The organism is Micromonospora sp. URMC 105, from assembly GCF_051386295.1.
In the GTDB taxonomy this organism is placed as follows: domain Bacteria; phylum Actinomycetota; class Actinomycetes; order Mycobacteriales; family Micromonosporaceae; genus Micromonospora.
Window position 1 is genome coordinate 59,812 of record NZ_JBPQTL010000017.1, and the last position, 16,710, is coordinate 76,521.

The 16,710-nt window shown below is 72.8% G+C and carries 18 protein-coding genes; 7 read left to right on the forward strand and 11 right to left on the reverse strand.

The features are described 5' to 3' along the window. The first annotated feature begins 7 nt into the window (after positions 1-7). The 3 genes from ACSNN7_RS08730 (at position 8) to ACSNN7_RS08740 (ending at position 1,908) form a co-directional block, all read left to right on the forward strand. Positions 8-343, forward strand: coding sequence for a hypothetical protein (locus tag ACSNN7_RS08730; RefSeq protein ID WP_436680158.1), 336 nt, complete (start codon positions 8-10; stop codon positions 341-343). A gap of 40 nt (positions 344-383) precedes the next feature. Next, positions 384-815 carry a PPOX class F420-dependent oxidoreductase gene (locus tag ACSNN7_RS08735; RefSeq protein ID WP_436680159.1) on the forward strand — a complete coding sequence of 144 codons (432 nt, stop codon included), beginning with the start codon at positions 384-386 and terminating at the stop codon, positions 813-815. A 403-nt stretch (positions 816-1,218) separates the two neighbouring features. Then, on the forward strand, positions 1,219-1,908 hold the full coding sequence (locus ACSNN7_RS08740; protein ID WP_334452476.1) for a C39 family peptidase: 690 nt from the start codon (positions 1,219-1,221) through the stop codon (positions 1,906-1,908). 63 nt (positions 1,909-1,971) lie between these two features. On the opposite strand, the gene ACSNN7_RS08745 is transcribed toward ACSNN7_RS08740, so the two are convergent. The 7 genes from ACSNN7_RS08745 to ACSNN7_RS08775 form a co-directional block, all read right to left on the reverse strand. Next, positions 1,972-3,132 (reverse strand): M20/M25/M40 family metallo-hydrolase, encoded by a 1,161-nt coding sequence (locus tag ACSNN7_RS08745; RefSeq protein ID WP_436680160.1) that lies wholly within the window; start codon positions 3,130-3,132, stop codon positions 1,972-1,974. Then, the gene (locus ACSNN7_RS08750; protein WP_436680161.1) at positions 3,132-3,938 is read right to left on the reverse strand and encodes an amino acid ABC transporter ATP-binding protein; all 807 of its coding nucleotides are present in this window, start codon (positions 3,936-3,938) and stop codon (positions 3,132-3,134) included. Before ACSNN7_RS08750 ends, ACSNN7_RS08745 begins: the two co-directional genes overlap by 1 nt. Beyond that, on the reverse strand, positions 3,935-4,789 hold the full coding sequence (locus ACSNN7_RS08755) for an amino acid ABC transporter permease (protein ID WP_436680162.1): 855 nt from the start codon (positions 4,787-4,789) through the stop codon (positions 3,935-3,937). The genes ACSNN7_RS08750 and ACSNN7_RS08755 overlap by 4 nt, the downstream gene beginning before the upstream one ends. Positions 4,790-4,910: 121 nt before the next feature. Continuing rightward, positions 4,911-5,861, reverse strand: coding sequence for a transporter substrate-binding domain-containing protein (locus ACSNN7_RS08760; RefSeq protein WP_436680163.1), 951 nt, complete (start codon positions 5,859-5,861; stop codon positions 4,911-4,913). A gap of 91 nt (positions 5,862-5,952) precedes the next feature. Beyond that, a complete protein-coding gene (locus ACSNN7_RS08765) occupies positions 5,953-6,831 on the reverse strand; it encodes a MurR/RpiR family transcriptional regulator (protein ID WP_436680164.1) in 879 nt (292 codons plus the stop codon). Between the two features lie 28 nt (positions 6,832-6,859). Next, positions 6,860-8,287: a hypothetical protein gene (locus ACSNN7_RS08770; protein WP_436680165.1), complete on the reverse strand. Its 1,428-nt coding sequence runs from the start codon at positions 8,285-8,287 to the stop codon at positions 6,860-6,862. Between the two features lie 177 nt (positions 8,288-8,464). Beyond that, positions 8,465-9,724 (reverse strand): cyanophycinase, encoded by a 1,260-nt coding sequence (locus ACSNN7_RS08775; protein WP_436680166.1) that lies wholly within the window; start codon positions 9,722-9,724, stop codon positions 8,465-8,467. A gap of 167 nt (positions 9,725-9,891) precedes the next feature. Here ACSNN7_RS08775 and ACSNN7_RS08780 point away from each other — a divergent pair, with 167 nt between their 5' ends. Further along, entirely contained in the window at positions 9,892-10,491 is a 600-nt protein-coding gene (locus ACSNN7_RS08780) for a hemerythrin domain-containing protein (protein ID WP_436680167.1), read from the forward strand. A 51-nt stretch (positions 10,492-10,542) separates the two neighbouring features. On the opposite strand, the gene ACSNN7_RS08785 is transcribed toward ACSNN7_RS08780, so the two are convergent. Next, complete coding sequence (locus tag ACSNN7_RS08785) at positions 10,543-11,004, reverse strand: Lrp/AsnC family transcriptional regulator (protein WP_436680168.1); 462 nt, start codon at positions 11,002-11,004, stop codon at positions 10,543-10,545. A gap of 100 nt (positions 11,005-11,104) precedes the next feature. On the opposite strand from ACSNN7_RS08785, the gene ACSNN7_RS08790 reads away from it, so the two are divergent. Next, complete coding sequence (locus ACSNN7_RS08790) at positions 11,105-12,007, forward strand: SMP-30/gluconolactonase/LRE family protein (RefSeq protein WP_436680169.1); 903 nt, start codon at positions 11,105-11,107, stop codon at positions 12,005-12,007. A gap of 59 nt (positions 12,008-12,066) precedes the next feature. On the opposite strand, the gene ACSNN7_RS08795 is transcribed toward ACSNN7_RS08790, so the two are convergent. The 3 genes from ACSNN7_RS08795 to ACSNN7_RS08805 all read right to left on the reverse strand — a co-directional run bounded on the left by ACSNN7_RS08795 (position 12,067) and on the right by ACSNN7_RS08805 (position 13,933). Continuing rightward, positions 12,067-12,315 carry a ferredoxin gene (locus ACSNN7_RS08795; protein ID WP_436680170.1) on the reverse strand — a complete coding sequence of 83 codons (249 nt, stop codon included), beginning with the start codon at positions 12,313-12,315 and terminating at the stop codon, positions 12,067-12,069. A 37-nt stretch (positions 12,316-12,352) separates the two neighbouring features. Then, entirely contained in the window at positions 12,353-13,561 is a 1,209-nt protein-coding gene (locus ACSNN7_RS08800; protein ID WP_436680171.1) for a cytochrome P450, read from the reverse strand. Positions 13,562-13,750: 189 nt separating this feature from the next. Beyond that, a complete protein-coding gene (locus tag ACSNN7_RS08805) occupies positions 13,751-13,933 on the reverse strand; it encodes an antitoxin (RefSeq protein WP_436680172.1) in 183 nt (60 codons plus the stop codon). A 98-nt stretch (positions 13,934-14,031) separates the two neighbouring features. On the opposite strand from ACSNN7_RS08805, the gene ACSNN7_RS08810 reads away from it, so the two are divergent. Both ACSNN7_RS08810 and ACSNN7_RS08815 read left to right on the forward strand, forming a co-directional pair. After that, positions 14,032-15,495, forward strand: coding sequence for a hypothetical protein (locus tag ACSNN7_RS08810; protein ID WP_436680173.1), 1,464 nt, complete (start codon positions 14,032-14,034; stop codon positions 15,493-15,495). Between the two features lie 95 nt (positions 15,496-15,590). Continuing rightward, positions 15,591-16,710: AI-2E family transporter (locus ACSNN7_RS08815; protein ID WP_436680174.1), on the forward strand; the 1,120-nt coding region annotated here is incomplete at its 3' end.

Below are 16,710 nucleotides of genomic sequence, written 5' to 3' on the forward strand. Positions count from 1 at the left end.
TGACGGCATGTCCCGCGAGACGGTGGTCCTCGTCGGCGCCATCCTGGCGCTGGCGACGCTGGTCGGCGCGGTGCTGCTGGCGATCCGGGTGGTGCGCACCCGCCGGATGCTCGGCTCGCTGGGTGTCGGGGGCAAGGTGGCCTTCTACGGCGCACTGGTCTATGCGATCTTCCCGGTGGACGTGCTGCCCGACCCGATCTTCCTGGACGACATGGGGATCCTCGCCGGGGCGCTGATCTACCTGACCCGGCTGGCCCACCAGCGTCGCAAGGACGCTCTCCGGTCGCCCGGCCAGTCCGACACTCCCCCTGGTCAGGACCGGGTACGCCGCCCCGTGCCATGATCGGGCGGGCCGGCGCAGCACCGGACCGGAAGGGACGGACATGGCCGGCGACCATCGGTTGGACCCGCACGACGAGCGGGTCCTCGCGTTCTGCCGGGAGCGGCATCTCGCCACGCTGACCACCCTGCGCGCCGACGGCACGCCGCACGTGGTGCCGGTCGGGGTCACCTTCGACCCGGACGCCGGGCTGGCCCGGGTGATCACCTCCGGCGGCTCCGCGAAGGCCCGGCACGTCGCCGCCGCCGGTCCCGACGGCACGCCCGTGGCGGTCTGCCACCTCGACGGACGGTGGTGGCTGACCATCGAGGGGCGCGCGGCGCTCCGCACCGACCCGGCGTCGGTGGCCGACGCCGAAGACCGCTACGCCGAGCGCTACCGCCGGCCCCGCCCCAACCCGGAACGCGTCGTCATCGAGATCACCGTCACCCGCCTCCTCGGCTCCCTCCCCCCACCAGCCACCCCCACCCCCTGACCCACCCCCTGTGCAGCGCGCTCGACGCAGCGCGCTGCCCAGCGCGCTCGGCGGGGCGCCCTCGGCAGCGCGCGCTTTCAGCGAGAACGTGGCCATTTCACGCTCCAAGGCCACGCTTTCTCTGAAAGTGCGGCCTGATGGTCGGTGGCGGCGGGCGCGAGGTTTGGGATGGTGTGTCCGGTTGGTGGGTGGAATCGGGGGCGGGGTCGGGGCGTTGCGTCTTTGTACGCAGGGTGCGGGGCTGGTGACGGGCCGGAATGGGTCCGGGCCGGCCGTCGTTGCACCTCCGTGAGCGAGCGGCGGGCCGAGCGGTCCGAAGTTCCCCTGATGAGCCGAGCGCCTTTCCCGGTGCTGCGTCCGGTCCCCGTGACCGGGCGTCAACCCCCCGAACGGAGTCTCGACCATGAACACGATCTTTCGTAACGGCATGCTGTCCGTCGCCGGCCTGGTGATGACCGGTGGCGCCGTCGCCGCCCCCGCCCTGGCCGCGCAGGCCACGCCGGCCGAGAAGGCGGCCTCCGTCGTCTCCGACCAGGGCAGGGACAAGGGCGAGGGCAGGGACAACAGCAAGGACAAGGGCAACAGCAAGGACCAGAGCCGGGCCGGCTACGAGTACCAGGCCCAGCCGAACTTCTACTACTGCGGCCCGACGTCGACCGGGATGGCCCTGTCCGCCGCGGCGGGCAAGACCGTCAGCCTGGACGAGCTGGCCGAGAAGCTGGGCACCACCGAGAACGGCACCGACTCGGCGTTCGACATCACCCGGGTGCTGAACGAGTACACCGACGGCAAGTACAAGACCACCGAGCTCAGCACGGACGTCGCCTCGAAGGAGCAGATCGAGCGGCTCCGGGCGGACGTCAAGGCCGCGGTGGCCGCGGGTGAGCCGATCGTCGCCAACGTCCTCGGCAACGCGTACGACGTCGACGGCAACGTGCGCGGCTTCCCGGGTCACTACGTGACCGTGGTGGAGTACAAGGACAACGGCAACACCGTGAAGATCGCCGACCCGGCGGCCCCGGACGTCCAGGAGTACTGGATGGAGACCGCCGAGCTGGCCAACTGGATCGCGGGCCGCGGTTACAGCTCCTGATCCCGCATCATCGACCGAGGGCCGGTCTCCCCACCCGGGGAGGCCGGCCCTCGTCGCGTCGGGTCAGCGGCGGGCCACCTCGTCGATCAGGCCGGCGAGCAGCGCCACCCGGGGCACCACCGAGTCCAGGTCCAGCCACTCGGCGGGGCTGTGGTCGTCACCGCCGACCGGGCCGAGCCCGTCCAGCACGGTCGCCCCGGCAGCGGCCAGCAGGTTGGCGTCGGCGCAGCCGCCGGTGGCGGTGTGCGAGACGGGCAGGCCGAGGCCCGCGCCGACCTTCCCGGCCAGCTCGGTCAGCCAGCGGTCCTCCGGCCCGGGTTCCCACGGCGGCGTGGGCGCGTGCACGGCCAGCTCGGCGCGTACCCCGGGGACGGTCGGCTCGGCGACCAGCCGGCGGATCTCGGCGAGCGCCGAGGCGTACTCCCCGGTGTGCCAGGCGCGCAGGTCGACCAGCATCCGGGCGCGGTCGGCGACCACGTTGGGCCGGCCACCGGCGTCCAGCACGCCGACGTTGACGGTGACGCCGGGCCAGCGCCCGTTCAGCGCGTCGAGCGCGACGGTCAGCCGGGCGGCGGCGAGCAGCGCGTTGGCCCCGCGCTCCGGCTCGATGCCGGCGTGCGCGGCCCGGCCGCGCACCACGATCTCCAGGTCCGCGACGCCCTTGCGCGCCGACACCAGGTCGCCGTTGTCGCGGGCGCATTCCAGGCAGAGGGCCACGTCGGCCTCGGCGCCGAGGGTACGCAGCAGCGGACGGCTGCCGGGCGAACCGATCTCCTCGTCCGGGGTGCAGACCAGCACCAGCTCCCCGTACTCCTCCCGGCCCAGCCCGATCAGCACCTCGGCGGCGGCGAGCCCGGCGAGCAGGCCCCCCTTGTCGTCGCTGACCCCCGGCCCGTACGCCCGGCCGTCGTGCACCCGGAACGGCCGGGTGGCGGCGGTGCCGGGCGGGAAGACGGTGTCGAGGTGCCCGGCGAGCAGGATCCGCCGCTGTCCTCGGCCCCGCCGCCGGGCGATGAGCACGTCACCGAGCGGGGTGCCGGACGGGTCGGCCACCGGTTCCCGCTCGACCGAAAACCCGGCCGTCAGGCACCAGGTCTGCACCAGGTCGGCGGCCTCGCGCAACCCGTCGACCTGACCGGAGCCGGAGTCGACGGCGACCAGCCGGGCCAGCCGCTCGTGGTACGCCCCGAGCCGGTCCCCGGCCGTCGCGAGCAGTGGATCCATCAGAGCACCTTCTCCAGGAAGGAGCGGGTGCGCTCGTGGCGCGGGTTGCCCAGCACGTCGGCCGGCGCGCCCGACTCCACCACCACACCCCCGTCGAGGAAAGCGACGCTGTCGGCGACCTCGCGGGCGAAGCCCATCTCGTGGGTCACCACCACCATGGTCATCCCGTCGGCGGCGAGCCCCTTCATCACGTCGAGCACGTCACCGACCAGCTCGGGGTCGAGCGCGGAGGTCGGCTCGTCGAAGAGCATCAGCTTGGGGTGCATGGCCAGCGCCCGGGCGATCGCCACCCGCTGCTGCTGGCCGCCGGAGAGCTGGCCCGGGTAGCTGCCGGCCTTCTCGGCCAGCCCGACCCGCGCCAGCAGTCGCATCGCCTCGGCGCGGGCCGCCTCGCGGGGTGTGCCGAGCACCCGTACCGGGGCCTCGATGACGTTGCCGAGGGCGGTGAGGTGCGGGAAGAGGTTGAACCGCTGGAACACCATGCCGATGTCCCGGCGGCGGCGGGCCACCTCGCGGGCCTTGAGCTCGTGGAGCCGGTCGCCGTGGCGGCGGTAGCCGACCAGGTCGCCGTCCACCCAGAGCTGGCCGCCGTCGATCCGTTCCAGGTGGTTGATGCAGCGCAGGAAGGTGGACTTGCCCGAGCCGGAGGGGCCGAGCAGGCAGGTCACCTCCCCGGGCGCCACGGTCAGGTCGATGCCCTTGAGCACCTCGACCGGGCCGTACCGCTTGGTGACGCCCTCGGCGCGCACCATGGGCCTGTCGGTCCGCTCCGCAGCCGGCGCGGCGGCCTTCTCCGTCACCGTCATCGAACGCCTCCCCGGGCGAAACCGCGGCCGAACCGCCGCTCGATCAGCCACTGGCCGGCCGAGAGCAGGCTGACCAGGGCGAGGTACCAGATGGCGGCCACCACCAGCAGCGGGATGACCTTGTAGTTGTTCTGGTAGACGGTCTGCACGGCGGTCATCAGGTCACGACCGGCGATGATCGACACCAGGGCGGTGGACTTGAGCATGGTGATGGTCTCGTTGCCCATCGGCGGGATGATCACCCGCATCGCCTGCGGGAGCACCACCCGGCGCAGGGTGAGCGTGGGGCTCATCCCCAGGGCGGCGGCGGCCTCGGTCTGACCGGCGTCGACGGCGAGGATGCCGCCGCGGATCACCTCGGCGGCGTACGCCATCTCGTTGAGCGACAGGGCCAGCACGGCGGCGACCGTGCCGGTCACCACGACGCTGGTCGGCTGGTCGAACAGGACCGTGTCGGTGAACGGCACGGTCAGGGTGAGCCGGGGGAAGAGCGCCCCCAGGAATCCGAAGAAGATGATCTGCACGAGCAGCGGGGTGCCCCGGAAAACCCAGATGAAGGCCCAGGAGACGCCGCGCAGTACGGGGTTGGCCGACAGGCGCATCACGGCGAGCAGTACGCCGCCGACGGTGCCGAGCACCATCGCCAGCAGGGTCAGCCAGAGCGTGGTGACCACGCCGTCGAGGACGTAGTCCTTGAACAGGTATTCCCGGATCGTGCCGGGTTCGAGGTTGGGGCTGTCCAGCAGGGCCCGGACGAACAGGACGGTCAGCCCGACCACCAGCAGCGCGGTCAGCCAGCGCCCGTAGTGGCGTACGGGCACCACCCGTACGGTCTCGGTGTCGCTCGTCATTGCGGTGTCTCCCGATCAGGCGATGGTGCGGCGGTCGCCGGGCGCCACTTCCGGGCCCGCCCTCACGGATTCGAAAGGGCGCCCGGCGACCGCGGTCGGTGGGGTGGTGGTCCCGCCAGGGTCAGTCGATGGCCTGGTCGATGGTGGCCTGCTTGATCGCGATCGGGGTCTGCTTCCACTGGGCGAGGATCTTGCCGTAGGTGCCGTCGTCGATCAGGGACTGCACGGCCGCCCGGTACGCCTCGGCCAGTTCCTTCTTGGCCTTGAGGAAGCCGAACCCGTTCGGGCTGGCGAGCCAGCCGTTGGGCGCGCCGGCGTCCTCGACCAGCTCGGCCTTGCCGGCGAGCGTGGCGGCGGTGTCGACCAGGTTGACCTTGGTGGCGGCCACCACCTCGACGTTGCCGGCGATCAGGGCCTGCACCGCCTGCGGGTTCTCCGGGTACTCCTTGACCTCGATGGCCTTGCCGGCGGGGCAGCTGTCCTTGGTGTAGTTGGTCAGGTTCTTGGCCTGGTTGCTGGCCTTCTGCACGGCCACCTTGCGGCCGCAGAGGTCGGCCACGCTCTTCACCGCGAGCGGGTTGCCGGTCTTGACGAGGAACCCGGTGCCGGAGGCGGAGTAGTCGACGAAGGTGGCGACCTGCTGGCGCTCCTTCTTGTCGGTGATGCCGCCGGCGATGGCGTCGTACTTGCCGGCCTGCAGGCCGGGGACGAGGCCGTCGAAGGGCTGCTGGCTGAAGGTGGCCTTCAGCCCGAGCCGGGCCGAGGCGGCCTGGAAGAGGTCGTAGTCGAGGCCCTTGAACTCGTCGTTCTTGCCCTCGACCTTGAAGTCGATGAAGGGCTGGTACGGGGCGTTGGTCGCCACCGTGATCGTGCCCTTGCCCCGCAGGTCGGCGGGGACCTTCTTGGCCAGGGCGGAGTCGGTGTCGACCGCGCCGACGCCCTCGATGGTCACCGAGACCTTGGTGACCTCGCCACCGGAGCCGGCGGCGGTGGTGCTGGTGCCGCCACAGGCGGCGGTGGCGGCAAGGAGAGCCGTGGTCGCGCCGACCAGGGCGAGTTGACGGATGCGCATGGGGTGTCCTTCCGGGGGCCAGAACGAACCAGCCCCCGGACTGTAACGCACGTTACGATTTCGGTGGGGTTACAATTTCCTGTAACGCCGGTCAGCCGCCCCCGAACGTCTGCTGGGCCGCCTCCATCGCCTTGAGCCGCGAGCCGGCCACCGGTCCGAGCCGGTCGATCACGGCCGCGACCACGGTCTCCACCAGCGCCAACGCGGGCACGAAGCTGTCGTACGGCGACGGCGACTCGACCCGGCTGGGCAGCACCACCTCCGCCAGGCCGGCCACCGGCGAGAGCCAACGGTCGGTGAAGAGCACCACCTTGGCGCCCCGCGCGGTCACCTCCCGGGCCAGCGCCAGGGTCGGCTCCTCGTACCGGCGGAAGTCGAAGAGCGCGAAGAGGTCCTTGCGCCCCACGTCGACCAGCATGTCGGTGCGCTCGACCGGGGTGACCGGGAGCAGGCGGCTGCCGCCGCGTACCTGCATCAGGTGCAGCACCAGATAGTGGGCGAGCAGCCCGGAGAAGCGCCCGCCGGCCGCGGTGACCCGCAACTGCTGGTCGGCGAAGAGGCGGACCGCCGCGTCCAGCTCGCCCTGCGGCAGCTCGGCCAGGGTGCCCGCGACGGCCTCCGGCAGGCTGGCCGCGGCCCGCGGCAGCGCCCCCTCCGGCGGCGCGCCGGTGCGTTCCGCCGCCCGGTACGCCGACAGCGGCGAGGTCTCCCGCTCGGCCAGTTCCTCCCGCAGCGCCCGCTGGAACTCGGGGTACCCGCCGAAGCCGAGCCGGGCCAGGAAGCGCAGCACGGTCGGCGCGCTCACCTCGGCGCGCTCGGCGAGCGAGGCGACGGTGCCCAGGCCGGCGGCGGGGTACGAGGCGAGCAGCGCCCGGGCCACCCGGCGCTCGGCGGGGCTGCACTCGCCGAGCCGCTGCCGGATCAGCGCCGCGACGCCGACGCCGTGCGGCTCTTCATCTGGGTTCGACACGGGCAGAGCGTAGCCGGGGGGGAAGGAGTCAGGACTTGGTGACGGTGCAGGTGTAGTCGGCCGTACCCGAGCCGGAGTACGCCTCCACGTCGAGGTAGTACGTCGCGCTGCCGGAGGCGCTGCGGGTCAGGCTGGCCGACTCGTCGGTGCCCGCGCCGTCCTCGACCGAGCGGGTCACCGTGCTGCCGCCCGAGTCGAGCAGGTAGATGTCGGCGTCGTACGCGGTCGGCACCGCGCAGCTCACCGACAGGGTCTGCTGGCTGTTCACGGTGAGCGCGTAGTAGTCCCGGTCGGTGGAGCTCTTCATGTCGCCCGTGACGGTCAGCGGGAAGGTGTTGCCGGAGACGTCGTTGGCGGCGCTGCGCGAGTCGTTCGGCTCCGCCTCGGTGAAGCTGCTCCCACCCGACGGGGGCGGGGTGGTCGAGCAGTCGGTGACCGGGGTGCCGCTGTAGAGGCTGCTGCTCGGCACGCCGGCGTTCACGCTCTTCAGGTAGTAGCCGCAGGTGGGCCGGTTGGCGAAGTCGTAGGTCTGGCCGCTGGTCAGCTTCCAGATCTTGAAGTTGGAGTAGGTCAGCGGCTGGCCGGAGACCGCCACCTCCGGCTGGTGGTCGCCGAGGACGACGTACGCGCTCGGCCCGCTCAGCGTGGCCAGCCCGTTGCGGTCGATGAAGAGCGAGGCGCCCTCCTCCACCCCGACGCCCCATGCCTTGCCGCCGCTGGTCCGGCCGTCCTTGATCGCGCGGGCCACGAAGGCCATGGTGCGGCCCATCCGGTCCCGGGTTACGAAGTGCGAGTCGTTGATGGTGTTCGCGTAGTTCGGCCAGCGGAACATGCCGGTGGTGAAGGTCAGCGACCGGTCGTACGGGTCGTCGAGCGCGATCGCCGAGGTGGTGCTCGCCGCGCAGGCGTCGTACACGATGTCGCTGTTGACGTGGTGCCCGGCGCTGCCGCCGCCGACGCCGCCGCCCTTGGCCACCACCGACTCGACGGAGGCCTCCAGCGCGGTGCCCTTCCAGGCCACGTACCGGCACTGGTCGCCGCCGGCGAAGTAGACGAACTCGGCGTTACGGATGTCCGTGTTGACCTGCGCGTTGTCGCCGTCGCGGGCGGCGGTGAGGGTCAGCGTGGTGCAGGAATTCACCCCGGTCAGGCCGGTGATGACGTCACATTCCGGGGTGGTGGTGCCGGAACCGGCGACGACCACCACGTCGATGGAGCCGGTCCCGCCGCGGATGGCGTTGATGGCCTGGTTCATGGTGGCGGTGACGATGCCGCCGGAGCCGTTCATCGTGTACGCCGGGCCGGACCAGGCGGTCCGGCTGACGTCCGCACTGCTGCCCTGGCGGATCCGGGTGACCTGGGCCTGGGCGGCGGTCACCCCGATCGGGGCCAGCGTGATCAGGGCAGCGGCGGCGGCCACCACCGACAGTCGGCGGGGGTTGCGGGAAGGGGACATGGGCACCTCCGAGGGGCCACGGATCGATGAAACAGAAGTTACATCCATTAAGTTCGTTGCTCAATACGTAACTTCTGTTACATCGGGATGACGTTCCGCGCCCCGCCGTCTGGTCGACAGACGCCGATCGCCACCGTGGCGGGGAGCCACGGTGGCGACCGGAAAGGGAGCAGATGGTCAGGCGGGGCGGATGCCGATCACCGCGTTGACGAAGGAGGTCGTCGACCCGGCCCGGTAGCCGGCGAAGCCACGTCCCCGGGTCACCTCGGCGGCGAACTGCGGATCCTTCTCGTACGAGGTGCCGGAGGTCGAGCTGCAGCCCGCCTGGTTCACCAGGCCCTCGGCCAGCCCCACCAGGGCGTAGTCGTAGAAGACGTCGTCCGACGGCGGCACGGTGCACGGCCCGGCGGCCGGGCTGACCTTCTCCTTGCCCGCCGCGATCACCGGCTGCCAGCGCTCGGCCCGGTAGCGGTCGCCCTCGGTGAGCCGACTCCACCGGACGCCCTCGACGCCCCACACGCCGTCGGTGCTGGTGACCCGCGCCCGGCGCAGGTCCAGCACGCTGACCCCGCGCTGGCCGATCACCCGCAGCGACCGGTGCCGGCCACCGACCCCGGTGACCTCCAGCGCGGTGTTCTCGTCCAACCCGAACACCCGGTCGTTGCCGGTGTCGGCGGCGAGCCGGATGGAGCGAGCCTCCCGGCCCCGGCGGGAGAAGTGGGTGTCCAGCAGCCCCTCCGTGAAGAAGCCGAAACCGCCCTTGGGCAGGTAGCCCAGGACACCCGGGTCGTCGAAGTAGCCGGGCTTCGCGCCGTCGCGCAGGCCCGGCTCGGTGGAGCCACCGGTGATCATGTCCTTGCCGGCCATGATCTGCGCACCCGCGCTGGTACCCGCCACGACCGCGCCCGAGCGCAGCTTGCGCCGCACGGCGGCCAGGGCCGCCGAGTCCCGCTGGGCGGCACCCCGGGTCATCGTGGTGATGTAGCGGTACTGGTCGCCACCGCCGAAGAAGAAGCCGGTCATCGAGTCGATCTGCTTCGCCACCGCCGGGTCGTCGGCGGCCTCCGGGTGGTCCAGGTCGATCGGGATCCACTGCGCGTCCGCCGCGCCGTAGGAGGTGAACAGCTTCGCGTAGTAGTCGCCGTTGCAGACACTGTTGTTGCAGTCCGGGGTGCCGGCGTCCGGGTCCTCCGAGGGCACCGGGGCGGCGGCGGTGAAGATGCCGATCCGGGCCTTGCCGGCGCCGCCGGCCAACCGGACGATGTCGCCGTAGATGGTGGCGTTGTCGTCGGCGAGACCACCGCCGACCAGCACCAGACTGCCACCGGCGCGGTGGTGGGAGGGGCTGGCGGAGGCCGGTGCGGCAACCGCCGGCACGCTCAGCACGACCGCCGCGCCCGCGCTGACCCCGATAGTCAGCAGGCGGTTCAAGGGCATGACTGCTCCTCACTGGTAACCGTGAGGGCGGGCCGGGGAGAAGCGTACGCCGACGGTGCCGACGCGACAACGGGCGCCGCGTACCAGATCCGCCGGAGGAGATTCGGTCGGCGGCAAAGGGGTACAGGCCCCACAACCGACCGTCCGCAACCGGTAAGGGGCACCAGATGAGCCATCACGAGAAGAGCCACCAGGACGTCGTGGACGTGCTGATCTCCGATCACCGCGAGGTTGAGTCGATCTTCGTCGAGCTGGAGACCCGGCAGGGCACGCCGGAGCACCGCCGTCAGCTCGCCGACGTGGTGATCGCCGAGCTGGTCCGGCACTCCGTCGCCGAGGAGGCGTACGTCTACCCGACCGCCCGCAAGATGCTGCCGGACGGCGACCGGGTCGCCGACCACGAGATCTCCGAGCACGCCGACGCCGAGCGGACCATGAAGGAACTGGAGTCCGTCGACCCCTCGGACCCCCGCTTCGACCAACTGCTCGCCCACCTGACCAGCACGATCCGGCACCACATCGAGGACGAGGAGGCCGACCTCTTCCCGCGCCTGCGGGCCGCCGTGGCGCGCGAGGAACTGGTCGAGCTGGCCGGCAAGGTGCAGGCCGCGAAGAAGTCGGCGCCGACCCGCCCGCACCCGGCCGCCCCGGACCGCCCGCCGGCGAACAAGCTGCTCGCTCCCGGCGCCGGCCTGGTGGACCGGATGCGCGACGCGCTCAGCGGCCGGCCGACCTCGATGGCGGAGCTGCGCGAGAAGCAGCACTGACCCGATCGTCCCGCGACGGCCACGCCCCACCGGGCCTGGCCGTCGCGTCGTTCAGCCGACGGCCGCCGGCGGACGGGGATCGAGCGGACGTTCGAAGAAGGTCTCCAGCACGACGATGGTCCGGGTGCCGGTGACCCCGTCGACTCCGAACAGCCGACGAAGGGTGGCCTGGAGCTGTTCCGGGGTGCCGACGCGGATCTTCACGAGCACCGAGGCGGGGCCGGCCACCACGTGCGCCTCCTCCACCTCGGGCAGGGCGGCCAGCGCCTCGTGGGTGGGCCGGTCCCCCATCCAGGCGTTCGCCTCGACCATCACGAAGGCCAGCACGCCCCGACCCACCGCGGCCGGGTCGACGTCCACCGTCGTACGCCGGATCACCCCCTGCTCCCGCAGCTTGCGGACCCGCTCGTGCGCGGCGCCGGTGGAGAGCCCGACCGTCGCGGCGAGCGCGGCGTACGACTGGGTGGCGTCCCGTTGCAGGGCCGCCAGCAACTCCCGGTCGATGTCGTCCACCGATCCCCCTTGAATCGCATCCGGCCGGATAATGAACCGACCGACTTTGGTTCGGTCACGCTAGCGTCCCGCCGAACGCAATCACAGGGGGTGGTAGACGGTGGACAGGTTCAGGACCCGCTTCGAGGTGCGTGACGAGCGGTTCCGGCGGGTCAACGGCGACGAGTGGGTGGAGTGCCTGTGGACCGGCGGGCGGTGGCTGGAGGGGCCGGCCTGGTTCCCCGCCGGGCGGTACCTGCTCTTCAGCGACATCCCCAACGACCGGGTGCTGCGCTGGGACGAGACCACCGGTGCGGTGGGCGTCTTCCGGCACAGCGCCGGTTACGCCAACGGGCACAGCGTCGACCGGCGCGGCCGGCTGCTCAGCTGCGAGCAGGGCAACCGCCGGGTCACCCGCACCGAGCCGGACGGCTCCGACACCGTGCTGGCCGACCGGTGGCGCGGCAAGCGACTGAACAGCCCGAACGACGTGGTCGAGCACTCCGACGGGTCGATCTGGTTCACCGACCCGAGCTACGGCATCGACAGCGACTACGAGGGCAACCGGGGCGAGTCGGAGATCGGCGGCAACCACGTCTACCGCGTCGACCCGGACAGCGGCGAGGTACGCCTGGTCGCCGACGACTTCGGGCAACCCAACGGCCTGGCCTTCAGCGCCGACGAGTCCACCCTGTACGTGGTCGACACCCGGCACAAGCACCTGCGCCGCTTCGCCGTCCGCGACGACGGCACGCTGACCGGCGGTGAGGTCTTCGCCACCTGCGACGCCGGCTCCTTCGACGGCGTACGGCTGGACGAGGCCGGGCGGGTCTGGGTGGCCGCGCACGACGGGTTGCACTGCTTCGACCCGGACGGCACCCTCCTCGGCAAACTGCACATGCCGGAGGTGGTCGCCAACTTCACCTTCGCCGGCCCGAAGCGCAACCACCTCTACCTCTGCGCCTCCAGCTCGCTCTACACGCTGCGGGTGAACGTCAACGGCGTGCGCTACCCGGGCTGGTGACCGGACGCGCGCCCGGGTGGCTGACGCTGCGGGCCACCCGGGCGCGCCCGGCATCCGGCTCACGGCTCGGGTGCGATCCGGCTGCCCTCCACGTCGGACACGATGATCGCCTCCATCGGGCACGACTCGGCGGCGTCCAGCACCTCGTCCGCCGGGGCGATCCGCTCGGCCAGCGGGCGGGAGAGCCCGTCCACCAGCAGGAAGTGGGTCGGCGCCGCGCCCGCGCAGATCCCCGACCCGATGCAGCGGGTGGGGTCGACGAAGACCCGCCACCGGGCGGCGTCGCGCCCCGCGCCGCCGGCGCTCACCGGCACCACCGCCCGGCCGTCACCGCCCGCTCGGCGCTCACCAGGACACCGGCATCGCGGTCAGGCCCCGGACCAGCAGGCCGCTCTTCCAGGTCAGCTCGGACTCCGGCACCGCGAGCCGCAGCCCCGGGGTACGCCGCAGCAGGGTCTCCAGCACCACCTGAAGCTCCATCCGGGCCAGTTGCGCCCCGACGCAGTGGTGCACGCCGTGCCCGAACCCCACGTGCGGATTGACCTCCCGGGCCAGGTCCAACCGGTCCGGGTCGGCGAAGACCCGCTCGTCCCGGTTGGCCGAGTGGATCGACACCACCACCGGCTCACCGGCCCGGACCAGTTCGCCGCCGAGTTCGACGTCCTCGAGGGCGTACCGGGGGAAGGCGGCGGTCGCGCCGAGCGGGATGAAGCGCATCAGTTCCTCGACCGCCGTCGGCACCAGGGCGGGGTCGGCGCGGAGCCGCTCCCAGCCGTCCGGCTCGGTCAGCAGGACGTACACCATGTTGGGGATCTGGGTCACGGTGGTCTCGTGCCCGGCGGCGAGCAGGCCGGCGGCGAGCCGTACCACCTCCTCCTCGCTGAGCCGGTCGGCGTGCTCGTCGCGCGCCCGGACCATCGCGCCGATCAGGTCGTCGGTCGGGGCGCTCCGCCGCTGGGCGATCAGCCCGGCCATGTACCCCAGCAGCTGCTCGACGTAGCTCTCGGCCACCTCGGGTGACAGCGACGTGGTCGAGACGATCGCCTCCGACCAGGTGTGGAAGCGGTCCTGGTCGGTGACGGGCACCCCGAGCAGGTCACAGATGACCCGGATCGGCAACGGGGTGGCCAGGTGGGCGACGAGGTCGGCCGGGGGGCCGGCGGCGACCATGCCGTCGACCAGCTCCTCGGCGACCGACCGGGTACGCGGGCGCAGCTCCTCCACCCGGCGGGCGGTGAACGCCTTCGCGACCAGCCGGCGCAGCCGGGTGTGTTCCGGCGGGTCCATCTGGAGGATGCCCGTGTCGGTCTGCCGTGGACTGTTGCGGGGCTCGTCCCGGCCGACGGAGGCGGCCCGGCTGAAGCGCGGGTCACCGAGCACGGTCCGCACGTCGGCGTGCCGGGTGGCCAGCCAGGCGGGCTCCCCGAACGGCATCCGGATCCGGCTCAGCGGCTGCTCGTGACGCAGCCGGGCGTAGCGGGGGTCGACGTCGAGCCGGTGGGGTTCGCTGAACGGGTAGGGCTGCGGGATGGTCGGCTGGGCAGTCTCGGTCACCGGGGGTGGCTCCCTCTGGTCCGCGGCCCGCCGCGCCGGGCGGGGCCGTCCGCTCCGCACGACTCCACGGTGAGTCATGCCACGACTGCGGATCGTAGCGAGCCCGGTCGATGCTGACCAGAGCGCGGGACACCCGGACACGCCGCTGCCGGACCACCCAGCGGGTGGTCCGGCAGCGGAAACGCGAGGTCAGCGGCCCTGGTCGCCCTCACCCGTACGCGCCTGCGCCATGTCGACGGCCTTGTCGGTCTGCTCGTCGTACTTGCCACCGGTGCGCTGGTCGGCGTAGTCGCCGGCCTTCTCCATGCCCTGGTCGACCTGCTTGTCGTGCTTGTCCGCGAAGTCCTTGGCCTTGTCCATGAAGTCACTCATGACGGTCCTCCTCACTCGGTACCTTCTGCGTTCCCTCGCCTCCCGGGCGCAAACACCGCCGTAGGATCGCGGCGACTCCTCCGGAAGGGGTACGAGCCGTGCACCGACGCCATCTCGGGACGCCGTTGGCCGCCGCCCTGTCGACCCTGGTGCTGGCCGCCGGCTGCGGCACGGACGACGCCGCCGCGCCGTCCCACTGGAGCGCCCCGCCCACTCCGCCGGCCACCGCGACAGCCGTACCACCGGCCGCCGCCGCGCCGGCGGCCACCCCCGCGACCGCCGACTGCCCCCGTCCCGGACCGGCACCTCGTTCCAGCAGCGCCCTCGACCCGACCGCGGCGTCGTACCTCGGCCGGGCCGGCACTGACAGCGCCAACGCGGTGGACGTCGCGCCGAGCTGCGAGATCGTGGTGGGCGGCCGGTTCACCGACGTGCGCGGCACCGCCACCACCACGCTCGGCCGGGGCAGCGGCGCCGTGCTGCGCCTGGACGGCACCGGTCGCCGGCTGCTCGGGGTCACCCGCCTCGCCGGGACGGTCGAGGACCTGGAGGTGCGGCGCGGGGGCGGGGAAATCGCCGTCGCCACCGGCCGGGGCGTCCTGCTGCTCGCCCCGGACGCGAGCGCCGTGCGCTGGCAGCGCCCGGGGCCGGCCGGCCGGGTCGCGGTCGGCTCCGCCGGCACCGTCGCCGCCGTCGTGGGCGGGGTGGTCCGGGTGTACGACCCGCGCGGCGCGACGCTGGCCACCATCCGCCCCGACGGCCGCAAGGTCGCCGACGTGGCCGTCGACGACCGCACCGGACTGGTCTTCGTCGGCGGCTACCGGCAGGTGGCCGCCGGCCCGTGCGTGCCCGTGCAGATCCCGTACCTGCACGCGTACGACCGGCGGGGAACGCTGCGCTGGCGGGCGTACGACCATCCCGCCGAGCGGCTCGGCGACCGCTGCGCGGACAGCCGGGTCGAACGGGTGGCGCTCGGCCGCGACGGAAAGCTCTACCTGGCCGGGGTCACCGACGGCGGGAACAGCGTCTTCGGGCGCTCGGCGGCGGACGTGGACCGGCCCGCGCCGAACGTGGCGACCGACAAGTTCACCCAGCCGTTCAACACCTCCAACGCGCAGCAGAGCTACCTGGCCCGCTTCGACCCGGCGACCGGCCGGCAGCTCGCCGGCCAGCACCTGCTCGCCCGGATCGACACCAAGGGCGACCGGGGCAACACCATCACGCCGTACGCGGTGACCGCCGACGAACGCGGCCGGGTGTACGCGGGCGGCGTGTCCGCGTACCAGATCGCCGACCGGGGGCGGATCACCCTGGGTGGACGCCGCCTCGCCCCGTACGCCGGTGGGGACGCCTGGCTGCTGGTGCTCTCGGCCGACCTGAAACGGCGTACCACCTGGGTGGTCTTCACCGACGGCGGCGCCGGCGCGGTACGCGGCGTGGCCGCCGGCTCCGGGGTGGCGGCGGCCGCCGCCCGGGTGGACAAGGGTCCGTTCCACCGCACCCGGCCGGTGCAACCCGTCGCCGGCGGCGGCTACCTGGCGGTCTGGCCGGGACTGTCCTGAGCGGAACCCCACGGCCGGGAGCGCGTTGATCCATCGGTGGGTGTCGGAGCGCCCCGGTACGGGTATCGATGCCGCCGAGACCGAGGAGGACCGACGTGGTCGAGGACGGTGACGGGCGTACGCCCGGGATGACGGCGGCGGGCGCCCGCCCCGAACCACGACAAGCCTGGGCGGCGCTGCCCTGGCTGGTCCGGTCGGCGGTGGTGTGGGGCGCCTGCCTGGTGGTCGTGGTGGTCGCGCTCTACCTGCTGGGACGGGTGGCGGTGCTGCTGGCGCCGCTGGCGATCGCCCTGGCGGTGACGCTCTTCCTCGCCGCGCTGCTCGACCCGGTGCTGCTGCGCCTGCGCCGGTGGCGGGTGCCGGCGGCCCCGGCGGCGCTGCTGTCGCTCCTGCTGCTGCTCGGCATCCTGGTCGGCGTCGGCGTGCTGGTGTGGAACCTGACCGCCGCCCAGTTCGGCGCGCTCAGCCAGGAGTTGGGCGAGGGCGTCCAGCGCAGCCGCGACTTCGTCACCTCCACCCTGCCGGTGAGCGACGCGCAGCTGGACCGGCTCATCCAGCAGGTCCGCTCCGGCCTCGGCGGCGGCTTCGACCCGATCGGCGGCGCCCGGACGGCCGCCGAGGTGGCCGGTTCCACCCTGCTCGCCCTGGTGCTGCTCTTCTTCCTGCTCAAGGACGGCCGGTCGATGTGGCAGTGGCTGCTGCGCCGGACCACCGGCCCGAACCGCGACGTGACCGCCGAGGCCGGCCGGGCCGGGTGGCGGACGCTCAGCGCGTACAGCCGGGGCACGATGCTCATCGCGGCGATCGACGCGATCGGCATCGGGCTGTCCCTGGTGGTGCTCCGGGTGCCGCTCGCCCTGCCGCTGGCGCTGATCACCTTCCTCGGCGGCTTCATCCCGATCATCGGCGCGACGGTCGCCGGCGCGGTCGCCGTACTCGTGGCGCTGGCCGCCAAGGGCCCGGCGACGGCGCTGCTCGTGCTGGCCGCGGTGATCGCCGTCCAGCAGATCGAGGGCAACCTGCTGGAGCCGCTGATCATGAAGCGGCAGGTCCGGCTGCACCCGGCGGTGATCCTGGTGGTGGTCACCGCGGGCACGCTGATCGCCGGCATCGCGGGCGCCTTCGTCTCGGTGCCGATCGCCGCCGTCACCTACCGGGTGGTCGACACCGTCCAGCGCCACCGCGAACAACTCGCCGCCACCCGCCCCACCCCAC

What these genes read in the sequence shown, in the direction of transcription:
- ACSNN7_RS08730 (WP_436680158.1), top strand. Translation starts at nt 8, where the DNA reads ATGTCCCGCGAGACGGTGGTCCTCGTCGGCGCCATCCTGGCGCTGGCG.
- ACSNN7_RS08735 (WP_436680159.1), top strand. Translation starts at nt 384, where the DNA reads ATGGCCGGCGACCATCGGTTGGACCCGCACGACGAGCGGGTCCTCGCG.
- ACSNN7_RS08740 (WP_334452476.1), top strand. Translation starts at nt 1,219, where the DNA reads ATGAACACGATCTTTCGTAACGGCATGCTGTCCGTCGCCGGCCTGGTG.
- ACSNN7_RS08745 (WP_436680160.1), bottom strand. Translation starts at nt 3,132, where the DNA reads ATGGATCCACTGCTCGCGACGGCCGGGGACCGGCTCGGGGCGTACCAC.
- ACSNN7_RS08750 (WP_436680161.1), bottom strand. Translation starts at nt 3,938, where the DNA reads ATGACGGTGACGGAGAAGGCCGCCGCGCCGGCTGCGGAGCGGACCGAC.
- ACSNN7_RS08755 (WP_436680162.1), bottom strand. Translation starts at nt 4,789, where the DNA reads ATGACGAGCGACACCGAGACCGTACGGGTGGTGCCCGTACGCCACTAC.
- ACSNN7_RS08760 (WP_436680163.1), bottom strand. Translation starts at nt 5,861, where the DNA reads ATGCGCATCCGTCAACTCGCCCTGGTCGGCGCGACCACGGCTCTCCTT.
- ACSNN7_RS08770 (WP_436680165.1), bottom strand. Translation starts at nt 8,287, where the DNA reads ATGTCCCCTTCCCGCAACCCCCGCCGACTGTCGGTGGTGGCCGCCGCC.
- ACSNN7_RS08775 (WP_436680166.1), bottom strand. Translation starts at nt 9,724, where the DNA reads ATGCCCTTGAACCGCCTGCTGACTATCGGGGTCAGCGCGGGCGCGGCG.
- ACSNN7_RS08780 (WP_436680167.1), top strand. Translation starts at nt 9,892, where the DNA reads ATGAGCCATCACGAGAAGAGCCACCAGGACGTCGTGGACGTGCTGATC.
- ACSNN7_RS08805 (WP_436680172.1), bottom strand. Translation starts at nt 13,933, where the DNA reads ATGAGTGACTTCATGGACAAGGCCAAGGACTTCGCGGACAAGCACGAC.